The following is a 21,590-nucleotide window of genomic DNA, read 5'->3' on the forward strand; positions in this document are numbered from 1 at the left end:
CTCATTCCAGTTTGTTTTTAAAAAGTGTACGCGCCATCTGATCGTATTGCAGTAAAAGGTGCATTAACTCATTCACTTTGCTTTGCCAAGTCGGCCACTGGTGGCGGTAGTAGGCTCGGCGCTCCTGTTTATACGCCTCACAACGTTCTCCAGAAGCCAAGCTGTCCGCCTCCACCAGCGCATTGATCAAATAGACACGCGTAAACGTCGGGAATGCCTGTCGACGCCCCACGCGTGACATCAATTCGGCATGGCCGCCTCGTGTCAGCGCAAAACCATCAACAAGAACAGGGATCAGCGATCGGAAAGAAGGAGCAAGGACACGATCCAAGTGTTGCTGTTGCCACTGGGCATCAATGGCATTAAACAGACGGCGACGGCATACGTCTTGCGTCGCGGTATGGTCAAGATAAACGTAGCTGAGCCAATCTGCCAAGCATTGCGATTCTCGTGCCACGCGCTCAACCGCCAAGTGGGTGCGTTGTGTCCGCGCTTCACACTCCATCATCACGCCATCCGTGTCGGCGCGGGGAAAGCGTGGGTTTGTCTGCACTGCACATTCCATTCTCGTTCTCCATCGGTGTAGATGAATCCGCAGTATAAAAGATACCTGTATATAATTACAGTATAAATTCACATGCTGATGCTATGAACGAATCACACGACTTGATGGATGGGTAGATGCATCACACAAAAAGAAAGGGCTAAGCAGCAGCTCAGCCCTTTAAGCAAGCGAAGTGTATCGTGGAGATATTGTCATTGGTTTCATGACTGACTATAGATGGCCCGTGGCAAATGAGTGACCAATTGAGTAAAAAACGCGCAATATTGCCAGCAACTTCAAATAAATTTGTGTAATTGACAGACTTATCACGTTGAGTAAATGCGATTCATACAACACATGACAGGTGACTCAATCTGTCGTTGAGATCGCATCCCTCCGAATTTGAACTAAACTCATTGCATATCAAAAGAATAAGATCACAGAATCCATGCCATCATACATTCGAGTTGCAGTTGATGTTGTTGAAACGCATGTTGAATACATCGGCTCACACACTTCCGCCAAAAAGCGGTCAATGCGGCTTGTAATCATCCGCTATTACGACTAAATAACTGATGGTTTGACCTAGTTTTATTTGTTGAGGGAATGACATGTTTGGGTCCAAGAAAACTCGCCACACCATGGAAGCATTGCAACAAGAACGGTTTCAGTTCGAATGCTTTAAAAACGCCATCAGAGACCAAGTACCGTACATCGAATTTACGCCTGACGGCCACATCCGCTTTGCCAACGCACTCTTTCTGAGTGTGGTCGGATATACCCTAGAGGAGGTTCAAGGCAAACATCACAGCATACTTTGCTTTCCTGAAGACACCGCCAAAGCGGACTATCAACAGTTATGGCACGACTTAAAAAGCGGCCACCCCGTTCGAGGTCGATTCATTCGCAAAGACCGCCACGACAACGCCGTTTGGGTGGCTGCGACGTACTTTCCGGTACTTGAGCATGGCCACGTCGCCTACGTGGCCAAAGTGGCGTCGAACGTCACTCAAGAGCAAGTGGAATTAGAGCGAAATCAGGCACTGCTCAAAGCAATGGACAAGTCACTGGCAGTGATTGATTTTACGCCCGATGGCACGGTTCTCAGCGCCAACCGAAACTTTCTCGCCTGTTTGGATTATCAGCTCAACGACATTGTCGGTCAGCATCATCGCCTATTTTGCGAAGATGATTTTTACCAAAACAATCCCAATTTCTGGGCCGATCTCGCCAGCGGAAAAATTCAATCTGGTCTTTTTAAACGCCGGGACAAGCACGGGCGCGTGATCTGGTTGGAAGCCACCTACAACCCCATTTTCAATCACGAAAACAAGGTGGTGAAGATCATCAAGCTAGCAAGCGACATCACCGAACGGGTTGAGCAAGCCATGGTCGTACGCGATGCCGCGAAAAAGTCCTGTCAAATTGCCGAAGACACCGTCTCCATTGCACGTCAGGGGCAAGGCTCTATTGCATCGATGTTGTCGAATTCCAAAGAGATCAATGCCGCGGTCGATGTCGTCAGTGGGTTGATTGAAGAACTCAATCGCCAATCGAAGAACGTCGAGGCCATCGTCTCCACCATCAGCGACATCGCCGAACAGACCAACTTGTTGGCACTCAACGCGGCGATTGAAGCGGCGCGAGCTGGCGATCAAGGACGTGGATTTGCCGTGGTCGCCGATGAAGTCCGTAAACTGGCCTCTCGCACCTCAGCATCCACATCTGAAATCGCATCCGTGATCGACAAAAACTCGCAAATCATTGGCAATATCGATCACACCATCAAAGTCGTGTTTGATAAAGCCTCACACGGTGAGAATCAAGCCAACACCGTCTCACGTGTGATTGAAGAGATCATCTACGACGCAGATCTGGTGTCGGAAACCGTGCAAAAGCTCTCCATTTAGCGCACGGCAGGCAACGCTGCCACCGGTTGGCAGCCTTCGCCCGCGTCAACACGCGTATTTTGCCGGTATCTCCATGCTTTTCGTTGGTGTTTGCCATTCACGAGTTGGGCTATCATAGCGGGAGTATCACGACAACAAGGATTGCGCATGTCCAGCGAAGAGATCAAACAAGAACGCCATCAAGCACGACAACAGAAAGTCAAAGAACAAGTTGATGCGCGCGTTGCGGCCGCACAGGAAGTGAAAGGCTTATTGCTGATCATCACCGGCAACGGCAAAGGGAAATCCACTTCAGGTTTTGGCACCATTGCACGTGCGGTGGGCCACGGTAAACAGTGTGCCGTGGCACAATTTATTAAAGGCACTTGGGACAACGGTGAACGCAACCTGCTGGAAAAACTCGGCGTTGAATTTCAGGTCATGGCAACGGGCTTTACTTGGGAAACGCAAAATAAAGAGAGCGACACGGCAGCTGCACAACTGGTGTGGCAAGAGTGCAAACGCATGCTGCAAGATGAGTCACTGGATGTGGTGCTGTTTGACGAACTGACTTACATGGTGAGTTACGGCTACATCGACCTTGATGAAGTGGTTGAGGCGCTCAAGAATCGCCCGTACATGCAATCCGTCATCATCACGGGCCGTGGCGCCCATCGTACGCTGATTGACATGGCCGATACCGTGTCTGAAGTGAAAAACGTGAAGCACGCGTTCGAGTCCGGCGTGAAAGCGTTACAAGGCGTGGATTGGTAAACTCGCACTGCGCCGTTGCTTCCCTTCTTCCCCATTGCGTGAGGAAGACCCTACGCATCTCATTACCACCATAAAAAAGGGCTGGATATGCCAGCCCTAGATTGGTTCAGTACGTCAACTGATTGAGGTGTCGAACGCTTATTTGAATAGTCCTTTGAGTAAGCCATCCACCGCTTTCTTGGTATTCTCGTCTTTGATCTTGTCGTTGAGTTTCTCAAGGCCACGATCTATCTCTTTTTGTGCTTTCTGTTTCAGCACATCATCAAATACCAACTTGAATTTCGGATCTGCCCACTGACCAGAGATGCTGATTGGAATGGTCACGTCGCGAAGTTCATCAATGTTCTTGCCTCCCTGCCCTTCCAAGGTTCCGACGATTGAGGTGCGCACCAGAAAATCGACAGTTTCCTGCAGATAGTTCGCTTTGCCTTCACCATGAATGCGCAGCAAAGGCGATTGCATGTTGAGGTTATCGGTGGTCATTTCGCCTTTGTTCAGCTTCAGGGTCGCGGTCATCGCGCTGAAATCGGTTTTCTGCACAGAATCGACTTCCGTCACGGTCTGGCCTTTGATCTTGGCGTAATTGGTACGAATGAGCTGCGCCACGTTGATCCCGTTGACGGCCCCATCGGCAAAATTAATCGCCACCGTACCCGCGAGATTCTGTTTGATCCCCGTTGGCGTCAGGCTTTTCCCTTGCACGTTGACATCGATGTTCCCGGTGCCTTCCAGTTTGTCGTTATCCAACACATCTTTCAGCAGCGGCTGAACCTTGATACCAATAGCAGTTTTCTTCACGGTGTATGTGGCTGGTGTTTTGCGCGCGTCAATTTGCGCGGTTGCTTTCACACTGCCGTCATACAGGTTGGCAGTAAACGATTTAAGATCGATCACGCCCCGGTTCACCGTAAAGCTGGTTTTCACGTTCTGCATTTTTGCGTTGCTGGCTTTAAATTTATCGATGGCGATATCACCCGCGACATCCAACGTTTTCAGTGCCGACAAATCCGGTTCAACCTCAGCTTTGTCTGAAGAACTCTTGCCTGCAGAACCACCAGCGGCTGGCTTGCTTTCAGCGGTTGCTGTTGACTGATTGAGCCCGAGGAATTCATCCAAATCGATATCTGGGCTGTGCAGATTAAAGCGAACTTTGGGAATATCCCCCAACACCACGTTGGCTTTTCCATCGAACTGCAATGCGTTGGCGGTGAGTTTATCTAAAACCACACTCAGCGCATTTTTGGTCATATCAAACGCGACTGAAGATTGCATGGTCACCTTCATCGGCGATTGTGGCAACGCCGCACCATCAAGGTTGGCGGTTAAATCCAACTTCTCAACGCTCACGTGACTGATTGCCTGATCAACGGTCACCGAGGCACTGCCGTTGGCGTCCAGTTTCATCTGCGAGGCGGTGCCTTTGGCAGAGAATGTCAGCGCGTTGGCTTTATCAAACTCAAAGGTTGCCAAGGCCAGTTTGGCTGAATCAATACGCGTGCTTGGATCGCTGAAATTCGCATCAAGCGTGATATTGCGCAGCGCATATTGTTTGAAATCTTTCGACAGCTTGATTTCCGCGTTACCACTGGCACCAAACTGCTGTTGGTTGTTGCTGCCCTTGGCTGCAAAATCCACACGAGTCCAAGCGTCAGCAGCAAATTCAGACACTTGCAACTGCACATCGTACAACTTGGTTTGTGTGCCCGCTTTGCGATCCTGTATTTCGAGCAACGCATTGTTGATGGAAACACCAGCGAGGTTGATGGACCAATCCTGCGCCGCAGAAGCCGAGTCATTGGCGGTCGGTGTTTCTGCTGCCGGAGCGGTCTCTTTCGCATCGTTCGATGGGGTCGAGGCCTGCGCTTTGGTCAGGCTGTCTAAGTTCGAGCGGCCATCTTTGAGCGTTTCCAGATGCACTTCGGCACCGTCTAGGCGGATGTTGCCGATCTGCAACTGTTTATCAAACAGCGGCATCACCGACACATCAATCCCGACGCTGTCGACTTTAAATAGATTCGGGCTACTAAAGCCTGATGGGTTTTTCAGTTCGGTTTTGCCCAACTCAAACCCAATGGAGGGAAAGAATTGCCAACCGATATCGCCTTCGATCACCAGATCAAGGCCAGTTTGCTTCTTGGTTTGCTCAACCAACAAGGGCTTAAATTGGTTGGGATTGACCAAAATAACGAGGGCTGCGATCGCGCCTAGCACGACGATCAACAATGCAGCAACGAACAGGAACAGTTTTTTCATCTGCTTTTTTCCTTGCTTGACGGATAAAGAAAGTGGCACCTAAAGTGCCACTTATACGAAGAAAAATAAAGTCAGCTAATGCTAAGCATTGGTTAAATTTACGATTTTAGCAACTTCGCAATATGCGCTTTTAACACGTCAATCGCGATGCGGTTTTTACCGCCACGCGGCACGATGATGTCTGCGTACTGTTTAGACGGTTCAATAAACTGCATGAACATAGGGCGTACCGTCTTTTGGTACTGAGCCAACACCGATTCCATGGTACGACCCCGTTCTTCTACATCGCGTTTCACGCGGCGCAGCAGGCAGATGTCCAGTGGGGTGTCCATAAAGATGCTTGCGTGCATCAAATCACGCAGACGTGGATCCGTCAGCAGCAGAATGCCTTCTAAAATGATCACCTTCTTTGGTGTCATCGTGGCCGTATTTGAGGTGCGAGTATGTTCGGTGTAGCTGTATTCAGGGACGTCAACCGCTTCACCACGGGTCAGCTTTTGCAGGTGTTCACAAAGCAGATCGTGGTCTAGCGCACTCGGGTGGTCATAATTGGTTTTGACACGTTCTTCCATGCTCAGATGGCTTTGGTCTTTGTAATAGCAATCTTCCGTGATCACACCAATTTGATGGTCGCCTACTTTCGCACGCAGTTCATTGTAAATGGTACTGGCGATGAGGCTTTTCCCAGAAGCAGAAGCGCCAGCGATACCGACGATGACGCATTGATTATTATCAGACATGTATGTGCACCCGATACGTGAAGATGAGGAAACTAAGATAAACCGCCTGATTATAGGGAGTTCACAAGGTAGATACCAGTTTGCAGTGGAGCAAAGTATCAATAATTTCCCTGATCGAACAACATTAAAACAGAGCAAACGATTACATTCACTCTGCAAATATTTGTGATCTAGATTACTCCACCAAAGTGAAGCTGATCGGGTCCGGTTTCGCTTTGCCTTGCCAATATAACTGGGCGCAAATTCGCTCCGCCAAATCCAAATACAACGCGGTATGTTCACTGTCTGGATGTGCCACGACAGTTGGATTGCCCGCATCAATATCTTCACGCATCTGAATGTGCAGTGGAATTTGCGACAGTAGCGACAAACCATATTCCGCCGCCAGCGTCTGCGCGCCACCGACACCAAAGATGTGCTCTTTTTCGCCACAATGGCTGCAAATGTGGTAGCTCATGTTCTCAACCAGCCCCACCACCGGCACATCGACTTTTTCGAACATCGCCGCGCCTTTACGAGCATCCGCCAGCGCCAAGTCTTGCGGTGTGGTCACAATCACCGCGCCCGTCACCGGAATTTGCTGCGCCAACGTCAATTGAATGTCACCCGTGCCCGGTGGCATGTCGAGCACCAGATAATCCAGATCGGGCCATTCGGTTTCATTGAGTAACTGGGCTAACGCTTTGGATGCCATCGGGCCACGCCAAATCGTTGCATCGGATTTATCCACCAGATACCCAATCGATTGAGTGGCAATGCCATGAGCCATTACCGGCTGCATCCATTTGTTGTCGCGCACCGTTGGTTTGGCATCCGGCTGACCAAACATCATGGGCACCGATGGCCCATAAATGTCGGCATCCAAAATCCCGACTTTGGCTCCGCAAGCGGCAATCGCCAAGGCTAAGTTCCCGGCGGTGGTTGATTTACCCACCCCGCCTTTAGCTGAGGTGACCGCGATGATGTTCTTCACCCCTTTCAGTGGATGAGTGACCTGCGTTTCCAGCGCTTTGGGTTTGACTTGAATCGCGTATTCAAACGGCGCAACCGCGTGTGACGCTTGTTGCGTGGTCAGCCACGCGTCGAGCGCTGCAACAACACCGCGGCAGGCAAATGGCAGCTCAATCACAAACGCGCCCGTCGGGGCCACAGACACAATACCAGCGGTTGATGCCCAATCGGCCACCAAATTCGGATGGGTAAATTGACTTAACCAGGAACAGAAATCCTGTTTGGACGTAAACGTAAGCATAAGTCCTCCTTTTGAGGTCATGCTATCACTCTCATGCATCAGACAGAACCCTTAAAAAGTTAAGGCTTTGCCCCTACTCACGCCTTGGCGTTAACAGCGTCATCAGGTAGTATTATCTATCACATTAAATACCTATCAAACAAAGCGAATAATTAAGTATGGCAACTGAACCAAGAAAACTTTTGGTAACTTGTGCCCTTCCGTACGCTAACGGTTCGATCCACTTAGGTCATATGCTTGAGCATATCCAAGCGGATATTTGGGTTCGTTACCAGCGCCTACGCGGCAATATTGTAAACTTCATCTGTGCTGACGATGCTCACGGCACGCCAATCATGCTTAAAGCGCAACAGATGGGTATGACTCCGGAAGAGATGATTGCTGCGGTCAGTGAAGAGCACCAAAAAGACTTCGCAGGTTTTGATATCAGCTTTGATAACTACCACAGCACACACAGCGAAGAAAACCGTGAACTGGCTTCGCACATTTATCTGGAACTAAAAAAGAACGGCTTTATTTCCAGCCGCACCATTTCTCAGCTGTTTGACCCTGAGAAAGAGATGTTCCTGCCAGACCGTTTTGTGAAAGGCACCTGCCCGAAATGTAAATCAGAAAACCAATACGGCGACAACTGTGATGCCTGTGGCGAGACGTACAGCCCGACTGAACTGATCAATCCAAAATCAGCGGTTTCTGGCGCGACACCAATCATGAAAGATTCTGAGCACTTCTTCTTCGATCTGCCTCAGTTTGAAAGCATGCTGAAAGAGTGGACACGTTCTGGCTCACTGCAATCTGAAACGGCTAACAAAATGCAGGAGTGGTTTGAATCTGGCCTGCAACAGTGGGACATTTCCCGCGATGCGCCTTACTTCGGTTTTGAAATCCCGGGCGAGAAGAACAAATTCTTCTACGTGTGGCTGGATGCGCCTGTCGGCTACATGGCGTCGTTCAAAAACCTATGTAATAAGACAGACGGTCTAGACTTCGATGAGTACTGGAAGAAAGAGAGTACCGCAGAGCTGTATCACTTCATCGGTAAAGACATCGTTTACTTCCACAGCTTGTTCTGGCCAGCGATGTTGGAAGGCAGCGGCTTCCGCAAACCTAACAACGTGTTTGTGCATGGCTACGTGACGGTAAACGGCGCGAAGATGTCGAAGTCGAAAGGGACGTTCGTGAAAGCGAGCACTTACCTAAACCATTTGGATCCAGAGTGTCTGCGTTACTACTACGCAGCAAAACTAAACAGTCGCATTGATGACTTGGATCTGAACTTGGAAGACTTCACGCAACGTGTCAACGCAGACGTCGTGAACAAGATTGTCAACCTGGCATCACGTAACGCAGGCTTCATCACCAAACGTTTCGACGGCAAACTGTCTGACAGCTTCGCCGAGCCTGAGCTGTACAACGAATTTGTCGCAGCAGCCGATCGCATCGCTGAGCTGTATGAAGCGCGTGAATTTGGCCGCGCCATTCGTGAAATCACAGCGCTGGCAGACAAAGCCAACCAATACGTTGATGAAAAAGCACCTTGGGTGGTCGCAAAGCAGGAAGGACAAGATCAAGCGCTGCAGGATATCTGTACCGTGGGCATCAACCTGTTCCGCGTGCTGCTGACTTACCTGAAACCGGTGATGCCGGGCCTTGCCGCGCGCACAGAAGCTTTCCTGAACCAAGAACTGACTTGGGACGGCGTGGCTCAACCGCTCACTGGCCACACCATCAGCGCGTTCAAAGCCCTGTTCAATCGTATCGATCCAAAACACATCGAAGCGATGATTGAAGCGTCACGCGAAGAAGCGGCTGCCGAGAAAGCCGCCGCGGAAGCAGCAGCGCCAAAAGCACAAGAAACTGAACTGAGCAAAGACCCGATCGCAGCAGAAATCGAGTTTGATGATTTCGCGAAAGTGGATCTGCGTATTGCCAAGATCGTGTCGTGTGAATCGGTACCGAAAGCAGACAAACTGCTGAAATTCCAATTGGATATCGGTGGCGAAATGCGTCAAGTGTTCTCAGGCATCAAAGCGGCGTACAACCCAGAAGATCTGGTGGGTAAATACACCGTAGTCGTTGCCAACTTGAAACCACGTAAGATGAAGTTCGGCATGTCTGAAGGCATGATCCTCGCCGCAGGCCCCGGTGGCAGCGAGCTGTGGATCCTTGAACCCCACGACGGTGCACAGCCGGGTATGCGTGTGATGTAATCACCCCATCCGCGAACACCATCTGACCATCAAAAGCTCTCGGCGCTCACCTGCCCGAGGGCTTTTTTATTGAACCAGCTCACACTTTTAGTTCACATTGCACAATTCGAGTGCAAAACATTTGTTTTATTTTTGTTAACTAATTGATTTATAAAAATAAAAAACTTGGCATCAAGACTGCTAACTCATTCGTAGTATAAACACTAACAAGGAGTTGGTTATGTTTGTCTTTATTTCGATGCTTATTTCAATCGGCATACTGTGCCTGATGTTCTTCTTTGCCAAACAAAGAGAATCGACCCTTCAACGCAAATACGAACTGCTCGTCGACCTGCGCCAATTGCTCTATCTATGTCGCCAACACCGCAGTGCAACGCATCATGCACTGATGTTTGGTGAACACCGCGAGACGGAGCTGAGTCACCTGCACGACTTGATGCACGAAAAATCCAACCATTTGATCGCCACGGCTCACTTTGACAACAAACCCATGTATCGCATTTTACAGTTGAAGCTCAAAGCATTGATGAAAGAATGGTCTGATCGCACCATTGCGCGCAACCAAATGATCCACGGCAAAGCAATTCGTCACTGCATGTTCTTGATGGATGAAGTCATGCTGGCGTGGCTAGTGGAATCTAGCCGTGAAGATTTGAGCGATGAGTACCACATGAACTGGCAGCAAGTCATCGACACCATGGACGCCCTGACGCAGCTGCGCATCTGCATTGAAGACATGCACACGCACGACGGCCGTTCACGCATGCAACACTACTGTGATTTGGTCCGCCGCAAACTGAACCAATTGGCGCTGATCAGCCCGCTGTCGATCGCCTCACCAGCGTGCTCCAAAGCCATGCACACACTGGCCGAATTGCATGACAATCCGATGTATGACATCGATGCCGAACAGCTCTACCAATTGACGTCCGATGTATCGCTGAGCATTGCCCATGTGTATGACCAGATGCTGGCTGATTTAACTGAAAGCCTGTATCTACCGCTCCCCAAGCTGGTGATTGCGTAAAGGCCAAACGCCAGACATAAAAAAACGCCACCCGGAGGTGGCGTTTTTGATGAAATTTGATGAAGCTTATTTCAGCATTTTACGTGCAGCTTCAACCACAACTTTGATAGAGCGCGCTTCGGTTTCTTTCAGCGTTGAATGGTCTGGGATCTCTTTCTGCGTGCGGTTGATGATCACACCTGCCACACAGCCCGCTTTCAGGCCTGAACTTGCACACATGGTCAGCAGCGTGGCTGATTCCATTTCAAAGTTCAGCACACCCATTTCTTGCCACTCTTTCATCGAGCCTTGGAAACGACGTACCACACGACCTGTGAACGTGTCGTAACGCTCTTGGCCTGGGTAGAACGTATCGCTGGATGCAGTCACGCCCATGTGAACGGTCGCACCGCTCTCTTCTGACGCCTGTTTCATCGCAGTTGCCACTTCAAAGTCAGGCACTGCAGGGAACTCCATTGGCGCAAAGTGCAGGCTTGCACCGTCAAGACGTACAGAGCCCGTAGTCACAATCATGTCACCCACGTTCACGTGAGGCTGAATCGCACCAGTGGTGCCCACACGAAGGAATGTACGAACACCCAATTGCGCCAGTTCTTCAACCGCAATCGAAGTTGATGGGCCACCGATACCTGTTGAACACACCACAACGGATTGACCATCTAGCTCAGCGCGGTACAGCGTGTATTCACGATGGCTTGCCAGGAACACAGGGTTTTCCATCAGTTCCGCGATCTTTTGCACGCGTGCAGGGTCACCCGGAATGATCGCCAATGTTGCACCATTCAGATCGGCTTCAGTAACACCAAGGTGGAATACGGCTTGAGACATAAGTTACTCCTTCATTGTGGCTTATTCAGCTCATAAATATGTTTGGGTACCGTGCTACTTTAACGGAGCCGACCCAAACAGTAAGTGATAGCAATCACAAGATTTAACGCAATAAATAGTTACATTTCAATAAAAATAGATCTTAATCACATAAAATCATGATTCTGATGCAACTATGCGCAATATCACTACCAACGCTGAATACCGTGACATGGCAAGGCCCACCCTTGCCATGAGTCAGTATAGACACAAACATCGCTACTTCTTGAACTTTAACAACCGCAGCGCATTTAATGTCACCAGCGCTGTCGCGCCACTGTCAGCAAGGACCGCCACCCACAATCCCGTCACGCCCAGTAAACTGGTGACTAAGAAAATGCCCTTTAGTCCCAATGCAATGGTGACGTTTTGGCGAATGTTGCTCAAGGTCGCTCGGGAGAGCGCAATCATACTGGCCAGTTCGGTGAGTCGGTTGTGCGTAATCGCTGCATCTGCGGTTTCCAGCGCAACATCCGTTCCGCCGCCCATCGCGATGCCAATATTCGCTTCTTTCATTGCGGGCGCGTCGTTAATGCCATCGCCCACCATCGCGACGTGATGCTGCTGCGCCAGTTGGCGCACAAACTCCACTTTGTCTTCCGGCATTAAACTGGCCTCAAAATCCATATTGAGCTGGCTGGCGATCGCTGCGGCACTGCGCGGGTTATCCCCGGTCAACATGGTGGTCGAAATGCCCATGCGATGCAGATCCGCGATGGCTTGCTGCGCGTCGTCTCGCAACGTATCTTGCCAAGCCACCAAGCCAATCACGCGCTCGTCCTCAAACGCAACGACCACGGTTTTTCCCTGCGCTTCGAGCGTGGCAATGGATTGGGTCACCGAAGCTTCCAGCGTGATATCGACCTTGCTTGGCGCCAACACACGATACTGCTGCTCACCAATACGCCCGCTCACACCGCGGCCAACCAAGGCTTGTTTATCCTCCGCAGGCGGTAACACAACGCCGCGTTGCTGCGCGGTGTCCACCAGCGACATCGCCAACGGATGACGAGAGCCCTGCTCGATGGCCGCAGTCACCGTCAACAATCGCGCTTCCGACCAACCGGAAAATGCAACAAGGTCGGTCACCTGTGGTTTGCCTTGGGTCAACGTGCCGGTTTTATCAAACGCCACGGTTTGAATACGGCCGAGTTGCTCCAGCGCCGCGCCGCCTTTAATCAGCGCGCCACGACGCGCCCCTGCAGCCAGACCCGATGTTATCGCTGCCGGTGTGGAAATGACCAGCGCACACGGACAGGCAATCAGCAGCATCGCTAAGCCGCGGTAGACCCACGTTTCCCAAGGCTGGGCAAATAACAGTGGCGGCACCGTGACCACCAACAGCGCCACAACCATCATCAGCGGCGTGTACCAACGGCTGAATTGGTCTAAGAAACGCTCCATCGGGGCTTTGCGGGCATCCGCCTCTTCGATCAGATGCAGAATGCGGTCAATCGCATTCTCGCCCTGACGGGAGGTAATTTTCAGTTGAATGACTCGGTCAACCACCACGGCACCCGCGACCAACTGATCGCCTCGATGATGGTCAACCGGCAGAGATTCACCGGTCAGCGCACTTTCATCCAGACTGGCTGCACGCTCGAGCAGCACGCCATCAGCGGGCAAACGACCACCGGGAGCCACTTCCACAATATCGCCCGGGTTCAACGTGCTGACCGGGACTTCCACTCGCTGGCCTGAGACCAAACGAACGGCCGTTTCCGGTACCAGTTCCATCAACGATTGCACGCCGCTGCGCGCTTTTGAGGCGGCAAAGGCTTCCAAACGTTCACCGATCAAAAACAGCAGCAAGACCATCGCCGCTTCAACGGTTTCACCCAAGTACAATGCGCCCAATGCGGCCACCGTCATCAGGGTTTCAATGGCAAACGGCGTGCCCGATTGAGCCAATTTCCACGCTTTACTGGCAATGGGGATCAAACCAGCCAGACAACTCACGACGAATATCCAATGCCCACTTTCTGCAGACCATAAGCTCACCAAGGCGCCTACTGCCATCAGGGCGGCCAGCACGATGATGCGTAGCGTTTCGGTTTCAAGCAGTGGATGACGCGGCGAGGTTTGCTCGGCAGTTGATGCCGCTTGATCGCTGTAAATCTTAAAGCCCGTATTGGTCACGGCCTGCTCGATCGCGGTTGCTGTGGCCGCGCTGTTAAACTGCACCACCAACTTCTCGGTCGCAAACAACACCCGCGCATCAACGATATCGCTCAATTGATTCACTGCGGTTTCGATTTTACGCGCGCACGATGGGCAATCCATGCCGGCCACGCGCCAGCTCTGTTTGAATGTTGACGTGCCCTTGGCGGGGTCGTCTTCGTCAGGGCCATCGGGGCCGCTGCCTGTATCAGACGAGCAACAGCTTCCTTCGGGGGCGCGCACGCCCGCAGGATGAATAGATTGGATTTTTGGACTTGCCGCGCAGCAAGACACAGATTGGATCGCTGGCGCTGCTGATTTTTCTGAGCGACAACCTTCATGTTTGGTACACATAACCGATCTCCTTTTATCAGGCTTGGCTCAATGCTACACCTTGGAGTCTACTCCAAGGTCAAGCGTTATTTCGCATTCTCGCGCTAGGACGCTGAAACAACCGCAGAAACAACAAAAGGCACCGCAGTGCCCTTTGTCCCACATTGTCGCCGTCGCTTAAACCGGATGCTGAAAACACGCGGAGAGGTATTTCCCAATCGCCTGAAGCACTTCACGTCGCGTAATGATGCCCACCAGCTTGCCTTCATCCACCACGGGGTACACCTTCGGTTTGCCCACTTTCATCATTTCGGCCAACTCGATGATCGACATTTCCGGCGAGACCGACAGCACCTCTTGATGCATGCAATCGCTGACAATATGGGTGTCCTGACAGTGGTAACTCACTTTGATCAGCTTTTCCAACAAGTCCTGTTCAGACAAAAAGCCAATCACGCGTTCTTGATCATCAATCACCGGGCCGCCCAAGTGGTTAGAATTCATCACCCGTTCCAACGCTGCCGACATCGACATATCGGGTTTGAAGGTCACGGCTTTCACGGTCATGTAGTCTCTTACTTTCAACGAATCCATCGCGCTTCTCCTTAATCGCTCGCAAACTCATGTTGCGTATTTAGTAAGTGTTGACTAATTTCTTGATTTTACTAAATGGAAAACCCCAATTTTGTTGATAGTTTTTTTCGATGAATCCCCGTCCCTTGCACACCACTCGCCTCACGTTTTAACGTCAACACGATAAAATCCGTCTTATTTTTTGTTCCTGCGTGACGAAGCAAGCTTTTCCCTGCGTTTTCATCTATATGTTAATTATTGACTCAACCATCAATAGAGCCAGCTATGGTGAATTCTGTCTTCTACTCAGTGATTACGGCCAACCCGGATCTACTGCATGTGGTGTTTGAAGCCTTGCCCGAGCCCACATTTTTGATAAACCATGACGGCGTGTATGTCGAAGCATGGGGCGGTACCGACACCCAACGCCACCATGACCCCACCAGCATTATTGGCATGAACCAGCACCAAGTGCTCCCGCCGGATAAAGCCGCTTGGTTTACGCAGGTGATCGCACACGCCATTCACAGCGGTGAAGCGACCGAGCTGGAATACGATTTAGATCCCAAACAGATGCCGTGCTTTGAGGGGTTAGAAGGCCCGACAGACGTGCAGTTTTTTACCGCACTTGTGGTGCCGTTGCCAAACACCGAATACGTACTTTGGATTGTTCGCAACATCACGGAATACAAGCGAACGGTCGATAAGCTGGCGCGTCACCAGCTGGAGTTGGAACACCTGACGCACATCGACCATTTAACGCAGGTGTACAACCGTTACGCCATGGATTCGCTGTTGCCACAGGCGCTCGATGTCGCCAAGCTCGAACAGGTGTCCAGCGCGCTGTTTATGATTGATATTGACTGTTTTAAGGAGTTCAACGATCGCTACGGACACCTGCAAGGCGATGAAGCCCTCAAGCAAGTGAGCCAGGCGTTGAATCATTGGAAGCGAAAAGGCGATCTCTGTTTTCGCTATGGCGGGGACGAATTTTTGTTGTTTATTCCTGACATCAGCATCGAACAGTGCGAACACAAAGCACGTCAACTGTTGCAAGACATTCAAGCCTTACATATTCCCCACCACGCCTCGCGAGTCGGTGACGTGCTGTCGGTGACCATCGGCATTCAGCACTGCCTGCGGCTCGAACCGAACATGACTGCTGAAAAACTGGTCGCGATTGCCGACAAAGCACTGTTTCACGCCAAACACCAGCAGCGCGGCACACTGCACATTTACTGACGCAGGCAGAATCAAAAAAGCAGAGCCATTCGACTCTGCTTTTGGGTTCATCAGTGGCTTATTGCTGCCAACGTTCTGCTGCTTTGGCGTCCGACTCACGGGAATCGACCCAACGCGTGGCTTCGGTCGTGCGTTCTTTCTTCCAGAACGGCGCTTTGGTTTTGAGGTAATCCATCACAAACTCGCACGCTTCAAACGAAGCACTGCGATGCGCACTGCTCACGCCCACAAACACAATTTGATCGCCAATGTCCATGTCACCAACACGATGAATAACACGCACATTTTGCAATGGCCAGCGGCGCGCCGCTTCATCACAAATCTCAAGCAAGGCTTTTTCGGTCATGCCCGGGTAGTGCTCCAAATGCAATCCCGTCACATTGTCGCCAAGGTTCATGTCGCGCACTTTTCCGACAAAGGTCACCACTGCACCGGCTTGTGTGCCCGCAGAAAGTTGCGCGTACTCATCGGCAACGGAAAAATCCTGTGTTTGAACAGAAACTCGATTGTCCATATTAACCTCCGGTCACAGGGGGGAAGAACGCCACTTCATCGCCATCATTCAGCGCGAAGTCCATCGGCACGATCGCCTGATTCACAGCCGCCAACAGCTTGCCGGGTTCCAGTGCCAGCGACCACTTCCCTGGCTGCGCAGCCAAATGCGCACGCAAGGCTTCAACGGTGGCAAATGACGCGTCCAACGTCAGCGCGTCGCAGCCGACCAACTCGCGGGTTTGCGCGAAAAACAGTACTTTGATCATGCATCCACCTTAAAGTGACCGGATTTGCCGCCGGTTTTTTCCAACAGACGAACCTGTTCAATCACCATGTCTTTTTGCACGGCTTTACACATGTCGTAAATGGTCAATGCAGCAACGGAAGCAGCGGTCAGCGCCTCCATTTCCACGCCGGTTTTTCCCGCCAATTTGCACACGGATTCAATACGCACGCGGTTTTCCGCTTCAATTGCTTCCAATTGCACTTCGACTTTCGACAGCAGCAGTGGATGGCACAGTGGAATCAACTCCCAGGTGCGTTTCGCCGCTTGAATCCCCGCGATACGAGCCGTCGCAAAGACGTCCCCTTTGTGATGTTGTCCCGAGAGGATCAGTTGCAACGTTTCCGGTGCCATCTGCACAAAAGCTTCAGCACGCGCTTCACGAACGGTGTCGCTTTTCGCGGAAACATCCACCATGTTCGCTTCACCGGACGCGTTGATGTGGGTCAGTTGACTCATGACGCCCCCTTACACCGACAGGTGCGGCATAAAGTTACATGGGCGATGGCTGGCATCCATTTGTTGGCGAATGATCTTCGTCCAACCAGTGCGACAGGCGCCGGTTGAACCCGGCATCGCGAAAATCACGGTGTGGTTGGCAAAACCGGCAACCGCGCGAGACTGAATAGTCGAGGTGCCAATTTCTTCATAAGACACCATGCGGAACAATTCGCCAAAGCCTTCTACTTCTTTATCAAACAGCGGTTTCAGCGCTTCTGGCGTGCTGTCACGTGATGTAAAGCCAGTACCGCCTGTGATCATAATCGCTTGTACGTTTTCATCGGCGATCCATTGAGAAACCACCGCGCGAATTTTGTACATGTCATCGATCACGATTTGTTTGTCGATCAAGCGATGACCGGCTTCCTGAAGTTGTTCGGCGAGGTAGCGACCGGATGTGTCGTTCTCTTCTGTGCGCGTGTCAGATACCGTCAGAACGGCAATATTAGCAGGCTGAAATTTGCTTTCTGCGTGACCCATGAGTCCACCTTTATCAATAATCGTTGAATGTGTTGTCGGCCAGGCCCGTAAGCCCAGCAGAAAAAGAGAGTTAACCGCCAATTGACGCCAGATGCGGCGTCATTCCGGTATTGCCATCATGCAGGAAGTGGCTGACCGATTTGGTTTGCAGTTGGGCTTGAATGCGCTCAATCAAAGCTTGGTTTTGTCCGTCATCTTGCATGAGATCGCGCAGCTCAACACCGTGCTCGCCAAACAGACACAGGTGCAGCTTGCCGAGCGCAGAGATGCGCAGGCGATTGCAACTGGTACAGAAGTTTTTCTCGTACGGCATGATGAGGCCAATTTCACCTTGATAATCGGCATGCACAAACACTTGCGCCGGACCATCGTTGTTGGCGCGCGCTTTGAGGATCCAGCCATCAGCAATCAGTTGATTGCGAATCGCCGTGCCTGACACGTGATGGCGGTTGAACAGATCGTCCATTTCGCCGGTCTGCATTAATTCGATAAAACGCAGTTGAATCGGACGATGTTTAATCCAGTTGAGAAATTGAGGCAGTTCCAGCGCGTTCAGGTCCTTCATCAACACCACGTTGACTTTGACCTGCTCATAGCCGACTTCAAATGCACGGTCGATGCCTTGCATCACCTGATGAAAACGGTTTTCGCCAGTAATTTGGTGAAACATGCGCGGGTCTAAGCTGTCGACACTGACATTGATATGGGTTAAGCCCGCCGCTTGCCACTCTTCAACACCTTTCGCCATGCGATAACCGTTGGTGGTCGTCGCCACTTTTTGAATGCCCGGGGTCGATGCCACCGTATGAATAATGTCAGTAAAGTCTTTGCGTAGAGAGGGCTCACCGCCCGTAATGCGCACTTTGGAGGTCCCACACGTGGCAAACGCATTCACAACACGTTTGATCTCCGGCAGGGTTAAAAAAGAGGAATTCTTATTCCCCGACGGGTGATACCCATCAGGTAAGCAATAAGTGCATTTAAAGTTACAGACATCTGTAACCGATAAGCGTAAGTAGTAGAACTTACGCTGAAAACTATCTTCAAATTGTTGCGCCACGTCACACCTTTCCAAACACGGGAGGCATAACCATTTCCAACTATGCCCTTGTGGCTCGAGACCACTGGCTTATTCACCATATCCTACCGCAGGACTTAGCTGAATAAGCTCGGAGTAATGGCAACTAATGCGCCCACGTTATGGGTTACTCATTAGCAGCTGCTTGGTAAAATACTTAAAAAGAGTGCGGGATTCCAGTGTAAACGCGAAAAAAACTTGCGTGTTACTCAAATTACCCCGAAATCATTATGAGATATAAATCGTATCCTCTAAATTGTAGCGGATTGTAAAAATATAAGAAGAAGAGAGATGACTCTGTATCAAAACAAAAAAGTGGTCGCAATTGGCGGTGGCCACGGTTTAGGACGCATGTTGGCTGCGTTAAAAGTGTTTGGTGCCAATGCCACAGGCATCGTCACCACCACCGACAACGGCGGATCCACCGGGCGCATTCGTCATTGCCAAGGCGGTATTGCGTGGGGCGACACCCGTAACTGCATTAATCAGCTCATCACCGAACCGTCGATCAGTTCGATGATGTTCGAATATCGCTTCAAAGGCGCCGGCGAGCTGGATGGCCATAATTTGGGCAACTTGATGCTCACGGCGTTGGATCATCTGTCCGTTCGCCCGCTGGAAGCGATCAATTTGATCCGCAGCATGCTGAAAGTGGATGTGAATATCGTCCCGATGTCCGAGCACCCGTCTGATCTCAAAGCGCTGTCGATGGATGGCAAATGGGTGACCGGCGAAACCAGCGTGGATGAAATGCAGCAGGATTTACGTCGTCTGGATCTTGAACCTGAAGTTCCGGCCACGCGTGAAGGGGTCGTCGCGCTGTCTGAAGCTGATGCGATCATTCTGGGCCCTGGTAGTTTTCTCACCAGTATTATGCCGCCGCTGCTGCTCCCTGAACTCGGTCAGGCCATCGAAAACAATCGCCACGCGAAACTGATTTTCGTGGAAAACTTATCGCCTGAATATGGCCCCGCAGGTCGCATGACGCTGCGCCAAAAGCTCGAGTGGTGCGAGCGCGCCTGTCATGGTCGAAAAATTGATGTGGTTCTGGGGGATGAAGCGCATGCGGATTTAGACAGTGACTGGAATTGCGTCACCCGTGATTTAGCATCACCCAACCGCGACTGGCGTCACGACCGGGTGAAACTGCGTAAAGCCATTGAAGAGCAGTTAAGCAATTAACTGCGCATAGCTCTGACGTGTATGCTGGATAAGGTCAATCATCATGGCCGTATCCAGCGTTGCATCAATGGTACTTCCCAGCTTCGCGCGACTGTCAATATCAATCGCTTTCGCACACAATTGATCCGCACCAAAACTAGCGGCACTGCTTTTCAGTGCGTGGCTAATTTCTTTGAGATATTCCAGCTTATCGCCAAAGGTGACATCACTGAGATTGTTGCGATAAGTATCGAGTTCACCTAAGAAAATCTCCACCAATACCGGGACGTTTTCTTCACCAATTTCTTGGGCCAGATTATCAATCTTGCTGAGATTCATCAGTTCCATGTGCGCTTACTTTTCCTTTTCCTGCACCTTTTCATTCCAGGTTTGCAGCTTGCGGTAGATGGTGGATGGACTGACATCCAAATAGCCCGCAGCACGCGGAATATTGCCATCACAGGCCTCGATTGCTTTTTCGATCGCCTGCTTTTCTGTCATCCATAACGGGAAAATTTCATGCACCGACACCGGTGCCGGGCTGGCTTTCGGGACATTGATGCGTGAGTCACTCAATTGGTTCAGCGGTGGCGGCAGCATTGTCAGCGCAATTTCACGCCCTTCATTAAGCACCACCACGTTGCGCAGCACGTTCTGCAGCTGGCGCACGTTCCCCGGCCATTCGTACTGTTTGAAGCGCTCCACGACATCTGGCGCCAAACGTACAAAGCCTTTACCTTCTTCTTTCGACATGTACCCTAGTAGTGAATACGCGATTTCAATCACATCATCGCCGCGCTCACGCAAAGGGGGCAAATGCAACGGAATCACGTACAGACGGTAATACAAGTCTTCACGAAAACGCCCTTCTTGCACTTCTTTCCAAGGGTCACGGTTGGTCGCACACACAAAACGCACGTCCACACTCTTCATTTTAGACGATCCGACTTTCTGGAAGGTCCCGGTCTGAATAAAGCGCAGCAGCTTGGTTTGCAGATCCAAATCCATTTCACACAGCTCGTCCAAGAACAAGGTGCCACCATCGGCCAGTTCTGCCGCGCCCTGACGATCCGTCGCCGCGCCAGTAAACGCGCCTTTGACGTGACCAAACAGCTCACTTTCAATCAAATCTTTGGGAATCGCCGCACAGTTAATGGCAATGAACGGCTTGTCGCCGCGCTTGCTGGCCGCATGGATGGCTTCGGCACACACCTCTTTGCCGGTACCACTTTCGCCGGTAATGAAAATACTCGCTTTACTGGTGGCCGCAGAGTCGATGGTGCGATACACCGCCAACATGGTCTGGCTGCTGCCAATGAACCCTTGGTAATTCTGATTACCTGGATTGTCGGTCTCGTTTTTGAGTTTGTTTGCCTTGCGAATGGCGTTGTTGACCGTCACACGCAAACGGTCGGCTTCGCACGGTTTGATGAGGAAATCTTGCGCGCCGTGGCGCATGGCTTCGACGGCGGTATCAATGGAGCCGTGAGCCGTCATAAAAATCACCGGCACATCCGGTGAACGCTGTTTCACCGCGTGCAAGACGTCCATACCCGTCATGTCTGGCAGGCGCAGATCGAGGAGGATCAGATCCGGCTCGCGATGGGCGATACTCTCGATCGCTTCACGTCCCGTTCCGACAATGTTGATATCGATCTCGAGCGGTGTCAGGTACGAACGATACAACGCCGCAACCGACGCCGTGTCTTCGACCATCAGCAAATATTT

Annotated in this window: 20 protein-coding genes and 1 riboswitch; of the genes, 6 read left to right on the forward strand and 14 right to left on the reverse strand. The window is 51.2% G+C overall.

Features of this window, described 5'->3' with window-relative positions:
- Window position 1 precedes the first annotated feature (1 nt).
- Window positions 2-565 carry a hypothetical protein gene (locus ACF8PK_RS18305; protein WP_392442920.1) on the reverse strand — a complete coding sequence of 188 codons (564 nt, stop codon included), beginning with the start codon at window positions 563-565 and terminating at the stop codon, window positions 2-4.
- Between the two features lie 590 nt (window positions 566-1,155).
- On the opposite strand from ACF8PK_RS18305, the gene ACF8PK_RS18310 reads away from it, so the two are divergent.
- Window positions 1,156-2,454 carry a PAS domain-containing methyl-accepting chemotaxis protein gene (locus ACF8PK_RS18310; protein WP_172562004.1) on the forward strand — a complete coding sequence of 433 codons (1,299 nt, stop codon included), beginning with the start codon at window positions 1,156-1,158 and terminating at the stop codon, window positions 2,452-2,454.
- A gap of 147 nt (window positions 2,455-2,601) precedes the next feature.
- Window positions 2,602-3,207, forward strand: a complete 606-nt coding sequence (gene cobO / locus ACF8PK_RS18315) for a cob(I)yrinic acid a,c-diamide adenosyltransferase (protein ID WP_055466272.1) — start codon at window positions 2,602-2,604, stop codon at window positions 3,205-3,207.
- A gap of 138 nt (window positions 3,208-3,345) precedes the next feature.
- Here the strand turns inward: cobO and ACF8PK_RS18320 are convergent, their stop codons facing one another.
- The 3 genes from ACF8PK_RS18320 to apbC form a co-directional block, all read right to left on the reverse strand.
- Window positions 3,346-5,460 (reverse strand): AsmA family protein, encoded by a 2,115-nt coding sequence (locus tag ACF8PK_RS18320; RefSeq protein WP_392442923.1) that lies wholly within the window; start codon window positions 5,458-5,460, stop codon window positions 3,346-3,348.
- A 98-nt stretch (window positions 5,461-5,558) separates the two neighbouring features.
- The gene (gene udk / locus ACF8PK_RS18325) at window positions 5,559-6,200 is read right to left on the reverse strand and encodes a uridine kinase (RefSeq protein ID WP_004726628.1); all 642 of its coding nucleotides are present in this window, start codon (window positions 6,198-6,200) and stop codon (window positions 5,559-5,561) included.
- 175 nt (window positions 6,201-6,375) lie between these two features.
- On the reverse strand, window positions 6,376-7,452 hold the full coding sequence (apbC, locus tag ACF8PK_RS18330; RefSeq protein ID WP_392442925.1) for an iron-sulfur cluster carrier protein ApbC: 1,077 nt from the start codon (window positions 7,450-7,452) through the stop codon (window positions 6,376-6,378).
- Between the two features lie 158 nt (window positions 7,453-7,610).
- Between apbC and metG the strand changes: the two genes are divergently transcribed.
- Window positions 7,611-9,662 carry a methionine--tRNA ligase gene (metG, locus tag ACF8PK_RS18335; RefSeq protein ID WP_392442928.1) on the forward strand — a complete coding sequence of 684 codons (2,052 nt, stop codon included), beginning with the start codon at window positions 7,611-7,613 and terminating at the stop codon, window positions 9,660-9,662.
- A gap of 220 nt (window positions 9,663-9,882) precedes the next feature.
- Window positions 9,883-10,689, forward strand: coding sequence for a hypothetical protein (locus ACF8PK_RS18340; protein WP_014205518.1), 807 nt, complete (start codon window positions 9,883-9,885; stop codon window positions 10,687-10,689).
- Window positions 10,690-10,755: 66 nt separating this feature from the next.
- Here ACF8PK_RS18340 and udp read toward each other — a convergent pair whose 3' ends face one another.
- The 3 genes from udp to ACF8PK_RS18355 all read right to left on the reverse strand — a co-directional run bounded on the left by udp (window position 10,756) and on the right by ACF8PK_RS18355 (window position 14,643).
- Complete coding sequence (gene udp / locus ACF8PK_RS18345; RefSeq protein ID WP_004726632.1) at window positions 10,756-11,517, reverse strand: uridine phosphorylase; 762 nt, start codon at window positions 11,515-11,517, stop codon at window positions 10,756-10,758.
- A 258-nt stretch (window positions 11,518-11,775) separates the two neighbouring features.
- A complete protein-coding gene (locus tag ACF8PK_RS18350; RefSeq protein WP_392442931.1) occupies window positions 11,776-14,070 on the reverse strand; it encodes a zinc/cadmium/mercury/lead-transporting ATPase in 2,295 nt (764 codons plus the stop codon).
- Between the two features lie 156 nt (window positions 14,071-14,226).
- A complete protein-coding gene (locus tag ACF8PK_RS18355; protein WP_392442934.1) occupies window positions 14,227-14,643 on the reverse strand; it encodes a CBS domain-containing protein in 417 nt (138 codons plus the stop codon).
- 267 nt (window positions 14,644-14,910) lie between these two features.
- On the opposite strand from ACF8PK_RS18355, the gene ACF8PK_RS18360 reads away from it, so the two are divergent.
- Complete coding sequence (locus ACF8PK_RS18360; protein ID WP_172475415.1) at window positions 14,911-15,864, forward strand: sensor domain-containing diguanylate cyclase; 954 nt, start codon at window positions 14,911-14,913, stop codon at window positions 15,862-15,864.
- A gap of 58 nt (window positions 15,865-15,922) precedes the next feature.
- On the opposite strand, the gene moaE is transcribed toward ACF8PK_RS18360, so the two are convergent.
- From moaE to moaA, 5 genes are all read right to left on the reverse strand, one after another.
- A complete protein-coding gene (gene moaE / locus ACF8PK_RS18365; RefSeq protein ID WP_014205521.1) occupies window positions 15,923-16,378 on the reverse strand; it encodes a molybdopterin synthase catalytic subunit MoaE in 456 nt (151 codons plus the stop codon).
- A gap of 1 nt (window position 16,379) precedes the next feature.
- The gene (moaD, locus tag ACF8PK_RS18370) at window positions 16,380-16,625 is read right to left on the reverse strand and encodes a molybdopterin synthase sulfur carrier subunit (RefSeq protein ID WP_004726637.1); all 246 of its coding nucleotides are present in this window, start codon (window positions 16,623-16,625) and stop codon (window positions 16,380-16,382) included.
- Entirely contained in the window at window positions 16,622-17,101 is a 480-nt protein-coding gene (gene moaC, locus ACF8PK_RS18375; RefSeq protein WP_004726638.1) for a cyclic pyranopterin monophosphate synthase MoaC, read from the reverse strand. Before moaC ends, moaD begins: the two co-directional genes overlap by 4 nt.
- 9 nt (window positions 17,102-17,110) lie before the next feature.
- Window positions 17,111-17,623, reverse strand: a complete 513-nt coding sequence (gene moaB / locus ACF8PK_RS18380) for a molybdenum cofactor biosynthesis protein B (protein WP_004726639.1) — start codon at window positions 17,621-17,623, stop codon at window positions 17,111-17,113.
- Window positions 17,624-17,693: 70 nt separating this feature from the next.
- A complete protein-coding gene (gene moaA, locus ACF8PK_RS18385) occupies window positions 17,694-18,683 on the reverse strand; it encodes a GTP 3',8-cyclase MoaA (protein WP_195723457.1) in 990 nt (329 codons plus the stop codon).
- Window positions 18,672-18,810: riboswitch (molybdenum cofactor riboswitch) on the reverse strand. Its footprint overlaps the gene before it by 12 nt.
- 182 nt (window positions 18,811-18,992) lie before the next feature.
- Here moaA and ACF8PK_RS18390 point away from each other — a divergent pair.
- Window positions 18,993-19,883 (forward strand): YvcK family protein, encoded by an 891-nt coding sequence (locus ACF8PK_RS18390; RefSeq protein WP_004726641.1) that lies wholly within the window; start codon window positions 18,993-18,995, stop codon window positions 19,881-19,883.
- Here ACF8PK_RS18390 and luxU read toward each other — a convergent pair.
- Both luxU and luxO read right to left on the reverse strand, forming a co-directional pair.
- Entirely contained in the window at window positions 19,872-20,210 is a 339-nt protein-coding gene (gene luxU / locus ACF8PK_RS18395) for a quorum-sensing phosphorelay protein LuxU (protein WP_004726642.1), read from the reverse strand. The two genes, ACF8PK_RS18390 and luxU, sit on opposite strands and share 12 nt — an antisense overlap.
- 6 nt (window positions 20,211-20,216) lie before the next feature.
- Window positions 20,217-21,578, reverse strand: coding sequence for a quorum-sensing sigma-54 dependent transcriptional regulator LuxO (gene luxO, locus ACF8PK_RS18400; RefSeq protein WP_086027297.1), 1,362 nt, complete (start codon window positions 21,576-21,578; stop codon window positions 20,217-20,219).
- Window positions 21,579-21,590: the final 12 nt, after the last annotated feature.

It is taken from the genome of Vibrio sp. CJQ_6, from assembly GCF_043106745.1.
GTDB lineage: Bacteria > Pseudomonadota > Gammaproteobacteria > Enterobacterales > Vibrionaceae > Vibrio > Vibrio furnissii.